4 protein-coding genes and 1 riboswitch are annotated in these 6,305 nt (G+C 38.2%); all 4 genes read right to left on the bottom strand.

Annotated elements, in window-relative coordinates; genetic code table 11:
* On the bottom strand, positions 1 to 884 hold an 884-nt coding region (locus Q0F90_RS06360; RefSeq protein ID WP_296004231.1), incomplete at its 3' end, for a cation diffusion facilitator family transporter.
* 170 nt (positions 885 to 1,054) lie between these two features.
* Positions 1,055 to 2,335 (bottom strand): guanine deaminase, encoded by a 1,281-nt coding sequence (gene guaD / locus Q0F90_RS06355; RefSeq protein WP_296004230.1) that lies wholly within the window; start codon positions 2,333 to 2,335, stop codon positions 1,055 to 1,057.
* 105 nt (positions 2,336 to 2,440) lie between these two features.
* Positions 2,441 to 3,784, bottom strand: a complete 1,344-nt coding sequence (locus Q0F90_RS06350) for an NCS2 family permease (RefSeq protein WP_296004229.1) — start codon at positions 3,782 to 3,784, stop codon at positions 2,441 to 2,443.
* A gap of 62 nt (positions 3,785 to 3,846) precedes the next feature.
* A riboswitch (purine riboswitch) is annotated at positions 3,847 to 3,945 on the bottom strand.
* 306 nt (positions 3,946 to 4,251) lie between these two features.
* A partial coding sequence (gene speC / locus Q0F90_RS06345) for an ornithine decarboxylase (protein WP_296004228.1) occupies positions 4,252 to 6,305 on the bottom strand: 2,054 nt, incomplete at its 5' end.

Raw genomic sequence — 6,305 nt, 5'->3', positions numbered from 1 at the left:
GTTACCCACTTCTCCGTTGGATTACCGCCGATTTCTTGGTCAATTTCGTTGCGAATCGCATCAATTTCAGCAATCGTCTGATAAGGAAAATTCTTACGAACTAAAATATCAATCTCAATAATTCGCGTATTACCATATACTTGCACACTCGTTACATAGTCTTTGAAATTATATTTCTCCATAAAGCGATCCATAATTTCTTGAACTTCATTATGTAATGAAGATGGTGCCCACCCCAATATTTGCTTCATAGATGGCACAATAATATGAATAGCGGACGGTAACATCTGTACGGCTAATACGATTAATACAATAGGGTCAATATAAGCGGCCCATTCTGCATAATCCGTACCTTCTAACATGGTAGCTACCACAAAGCTAATCAAAATAGCTGCCTCTAGCAAGGCATCTACATACCAGCTCACATTATCAAACTTAATCAAATTAGACTGTAAACTCTTATTGATGCGACGTACATATAAATAATACGCAGTATCTGCAATGGTAAAGAATATAGCATAATAAATAGCTGGCCCAAAGTCTACATGACGACCTCCAGATATGAGGTCTGTAATGCCACTCGATAAAGCATAGATAACAATAAGTAAAATAAAGAAACCTTCTACGGCCAACACAAGCGGTTCAAATTGCCAGAAGCCAAACTGAAATCGCTTACTCGTTTCCCTAGCTACGAGCTTTGCAGTCATAAGCATCATAATCTTAATAACTACATCCACGAAGGAAAATACACCATCTAATAAAACTGCACTAGACCCTGTAACAATCCCCATTATAGTACCACTGACTGCAACCAGTGCCATCAAGGCAACAGACTGCATCAATAACTTTTGTTCAATAGAGCGCCTTGCGCCTAATATATCCATTAAGTCCCCCACTTTCTTAATTTTTACATCCCTTTATTATACACCAAGTACATTGATACGCAAAAAGCAGCTGATTTGAATGATTTCCAAATCAACTGCTTTTAATATATCCATATTCTTTTTCTATAAGAGGTTAAGTAAGAATTTTATGATATTCTTTTAATTCTTATTTACTTCGTAGGCTCTGGAGCCACTTTACCTGCTACATAGCGTTCTACGATGTGTCGATCATCACCTACGTATAACCAGCGTTCCAATCGCTCTTCTAGGGAGCGTTCATTAGGATCAAACAATGCCGTATCATCGATAACAAGGGCATCAAGTTCACAACCTTTTTCAAAGCTGCCCACCTTGCCGAAGAACGCGCCGCCGCCCTTTGTAGCCATATAGAAAGCTTCACTCAATGTAAGTGGCGCATACGTTTGATCGACTTCCACCCATTTCATCTTGGATAATCCAATGGCTTCTGTAAGAACCTTCGCCATGGATACAATATGTCCACCAGAAATATCGGAACCTAAGCCAATAGGTATTTTCCGTTCAAATAATTTACGAATCGGCGCAATGCCACTAGATAAATTTACATTTGAATACGGACAATGAGACACCATAGTTTGTGTTTCTGCCATGCGATCCATTTCTACGTCACTTAAATGAATGCAATGAGCCATTACAGTCGGTACTCGCCCCATCAAGTGATGTTCATAGTACACATCAGTATAATTAGCTGCCTCCGGATGCAAAGACGCTACCCAGTCAATTTCACCATGATTTTCTGACAAGTGAGATTGAACTGGTACATTGTACTCTTCTGCCAATTTACCTAATCCATTCATTAACTCGCTTGTACAAGATGGTACAAAACGAGGCGTAATAATAGATTTTACTAACGGACCAAATTGAGCTGATGCGTCTAACCACTCTTTAGTATCAGCCAATGATTGATTTGTATCTTCAATCAAGAATTCCGGACTATTGCGGTCCATGTTGACCTTGCCTACATAGGCAGATAAACCTGCTTTTTGTAAAAGCTCCATCAACACTAATGTACTATCTTTATGGATAGTACCAAATAAGATACTTCGCGTCGTACCATTGCGCCATAAGTCGTGAACAAAGGCGCCATATACTAAACGAGCATACTCTTGATCACTAAACTTCGCTTCCTCTGGGAAGGTATACGTTTCAAGCCAAGGTAAGAGTTCCTTATCCATTCCTAGACCGCGATTACAATATTGTGGTGCATGAGCATGCGTATCTACAAAGCCAGGGATGAGGAGATGGTCACCATAATCTGTAATCGGATGTTCTGCATACGCTGGCGGTATACTTTCACCACAATGAACAACTACACCATCAACGGCAATAACATAACCTTGTTGAATAGCTACAAATTCCGATGGACGTGGTGTATATAAAATATTTCCTTTTAAGATAATTGTTGAATTCATATAACCTCCTCGCATGTTCAGGATTATAAACGAATCGTCCTATACCACATGCTAGATTTATTTTCGATCAATATACAATGCTATATGATTCATAGTATAGGCGTTTTAGATGGCAAAGTGAATAATAAATGCCAATGTCATGATATACATAATAGGATGAATTTCATGACGACGACCTGTAGTCAATTTAATCAATGTATAAGAGATAAAACCAAAGGATAAACCTTGAGCAATACTGAATGTTAAAGGCATAAGAAGAATTGTCAAGAATGCTGGCAATGCTTCTGTGAAGTCAGTGAAGTCAATATGTGTAACCTCACTCATCATAAATACGCCAATCGTGATAAGTACAGGTGCTGTCGCTTGTGGTGGCACCAATAAGAACAATGGTGCAAAGAACAAGGCTACCAAGTATAAAAGACCTGTTACGACTGCTGTAAGACCTGTACGACCACCGTCGGCAACGGCTGCCGCACTTTCAATGTAAGAAGTAACTGTAGAAGTACCTACAACGGCACCTGCTGCAGCGCCAATAGAAGTACATAGCAACGCTTTATCTAAACCTTCAAACTTACCATTTTCATCTACCAAGTTTGCTTTTCTCGTTACACCAATTAATGTGCCGATATTATCAAACATATCTACAATAGTAATGGAGAAAATGATAGAGAAAATACCATATTTAATAGCGCCCATTATATCTAATTGAGCAAATGTATCAACTGGAACTGGTGGCACCAAGTTAAAGATATCTGCACTTGTAGCAGGCATCTTAGTTAAACCTAAAGCCATTGCTGCAATTGTAGTGAAAGCCATGCCGATGAGCAAACCACCTTTAACTTGTTTTGCAAGCAAAATACTAGTAATAAATAAGCCTAATAGAGTCAATAATACCGCTGGATCTTGCATATTACCTAGTGTTACAAAGGTAGCATTATTAGGTACGATAATGTGTGCATTTTTAAAGCCGATGAAAGCAACGAATAAACCAATACCTACACCAATCGATGTTTTCAGTACTTGTGGAATACCATCTACAATTTTGTTAAGAACTTTAGTAACCGTTAAAATAACAAATACTGTACCGGAAATAAAAACGGCACCTAATGCTGTTTGCCAGCTAAGACCCATGGCACCACAAATAGTGTACGAGAAGAACGCACTGAGACCCAGACCTGGTGCTACGATAACAGGAACATTAGCTACTAAACCGATAAGCATTGTGGCAAAAGCTGTTGTTAAAACAACCGCTGCTACTGCACTAGCATGCGGCATGCCTGATACAGATAATAGGTTTGGTATTACTGCCAGAATATATACTGACGCAATAAACATCGTAATACCTGCAAAAAACTCAGTTTTCACTGACGTGCCATGTTGGGTTAACTTGAAAAAGCGATCAAGAAAACCATTTGCTTCATAAGTTCTTCCGTTCTCCATTGAACTCATCTCACATTCCTCCAAACTTTTAGAAAAAAAATAAAATTGTAAATAAAAAAACGACTACAAGAGCATCAAAAAGAAGCTCTTGTAGTCGTAAGTTTCGGTTTACGCTAGAGAGCCTTGACCCATCCCGTCAAGGTTATACAAGATTAGCATAGTTCTATGTGATCAGTCCTTATCAACTCATGTAATGTTGACAAATCTAAATAAGAAATTTTCAATTTTATGAATTTTTCTCATATCTATTATACGTTTATCACATTCTATGAACCTAGTATAAAGTTATTTTTATGCACTGTCAATAACTATTAATAAAAAATCACAAGAAATTTTAGTTCTCCTAAAAATTGTTTTCTATAGATTTTACATCTAATAATTTCGTTATTTGCATATATTAGCAAATAATATTACATACCTATATATTTGTACAGAATAATTATAGATTCTCTATTGTATAATTCAAATGCATAAATTTACATTTCATATTCTTTTTTCAATACATAACCATAGGCTTTTTTAGAGCCATCTGGTTGTTCAATAAGGTATACGCCTTGTATCTCTGGAGCAAATCCAGGCAATTGGTTAATGCCTTCTTCTAAAGCCAGGAAGTAATCACAAGCAGTCCGAGACCATCGCTCGCCTGGCTGTATGCATAATACACCTGGTGGGTACGGAAGGGCCCCTTCAAGAGCAATACGTCCTTCCGCCTCACTTAAAGGTACGAGTTCACCCTTGTTACGTTGAAACTCAAAGTTTGCCTCTTGTGGATTCAATACATATTCTGGGAAATATTCCTTGGAGAATAAGCGTTGTTGTAGAATACTCACATTTCTATCTTTATAAAAATCATGCATTTCTTGGCATAACTGACGAATACGATAGCCTTTATATTTATTGATATGACTATGATAAATCGACGGTAATACCTCTTCCATTGGCGCGTTGCGGTCTATGAGCTCTTCAAAACGAAGAAGTTCGGCTACAAGCGCATCCATCTTAGCTTTAGATTCTGCAGGAGTCATAAGAAATAGAATCGTATTAAGATCACATTTTTCTGGGATAATTTTATTTTCCCGTAAATAGTTGGCCAGAATATTGGCATGAATACCAAAGTCTTCATATTCCCCTGTTTCAACATTAATACCAGGCGTAATTAACTGGAATTTACAAGGGTCGATAAAGTACTGCCCTTCACCATAGCCTTTGAATGAGTGCCATTTTGCATTAGGTTCAAAGGCAAAATAACTCACATCATTAGCCATCTCTTGTGTATTGCCTTCTTCCCACTTCTTGCCATGTACAATAGGTGGCACCAGAGGTCTAAGATATTTGCAGCTCCTTAATACAGACTTACGGGCATCAATCCCTACTTCTATACATTCACGCCACAACTGTTTCCCCAATTCACCTTCATGCATTTTTGCATTTACATCGAGGGATGCAAAGAGTGGATAAAAAGGAGATGTAGAAGCATGCATCATAAAGGAGTTATTAAAACGCTTATGGTCTACATAACGGTCTTGCCCTTTAATATGTTTATCTTTCTTATGGATTTGTGACGTCTGAGAAAAACCAGCTTGTTGCTTATGTACAGATTGCGTCACTAAAATTCCAGGATCATTTGGGCCTAATTCCAATAATAAGGGACTACAATCTTTCATCATAGGAATAAACTGTTCATATCCTACCCAGGCAGAGTCAAAGAAAATATAGTCACACAAGTGACCAATTTTATCTACTACTTGGCGAGCATTATAAATCGTACCATCATAGGTGCCTAATTGAATGACGGCTAAACGAATTGGACGGTCTGCGTTAGCTTTATTAGGATCCTTCTCACCAATTAGATTTCGAATATAGCTTTCATCAAAACAGTGCTCTAAGATACCACCAATGGAACCAAAGGGATTGCGTGCGGTCTCTAAATATATTGGTGTTGCGCCAGACATAACGAGACCGCCATGGCAAATAGATTTATGATTATTACGATCATATAAAATGATGTCCCCTGGCGTTAAAAGGGCATTCAGAACTACCTTGTTAGCAGAAGATGTGCCATTTAATACAAAATATGTTTTATCTGCATTATACACTGTGGCAGCATGAGCCTGAGCATCATGAGCATAGCCTTCATGAATTAAAAGATCACCGAGCTTTACATCGGCATTGCACAAGTCCGCACGGAAAATATGCTCTCCAAAGAAATTATAAAAAGCACGTCCCGTAGGATGCTTAGCAAAAAACTGTCCACCTTGATGGCCTGGGCAGTCAAATTGAACGTTGTTATCCCCTACGTAATCAGATAAGGCTCTAAAGAAAGGTGGCAAAATGGAAGCTTCGTAAGTTGCCACAATTTGCTCTATCGCCCCTACATAGTCATCTATGCTATTGGATGTAACATCTATTACCGCCCCGATGCGCTCCATATCAAAAGATACATCAGAAAATCCATCATGAGATGCATCTAATACCATTACAATAACGGGTATACCAAACGAACGAATTTGCTCATTGTCGAGTACATTCA

Origin of the sequence: uncultured Veillonella sp. (assembly GCF_934190855.1) — a bacterium.
Taxonomy (GTDB): Bacteria; Bacillota; Negativicutes; order Veillonellales; family Veillonellaceae; genus Veillonella.
This window is presented reverse-complemented; position numbering and strand designations above follow the sequence as displayed.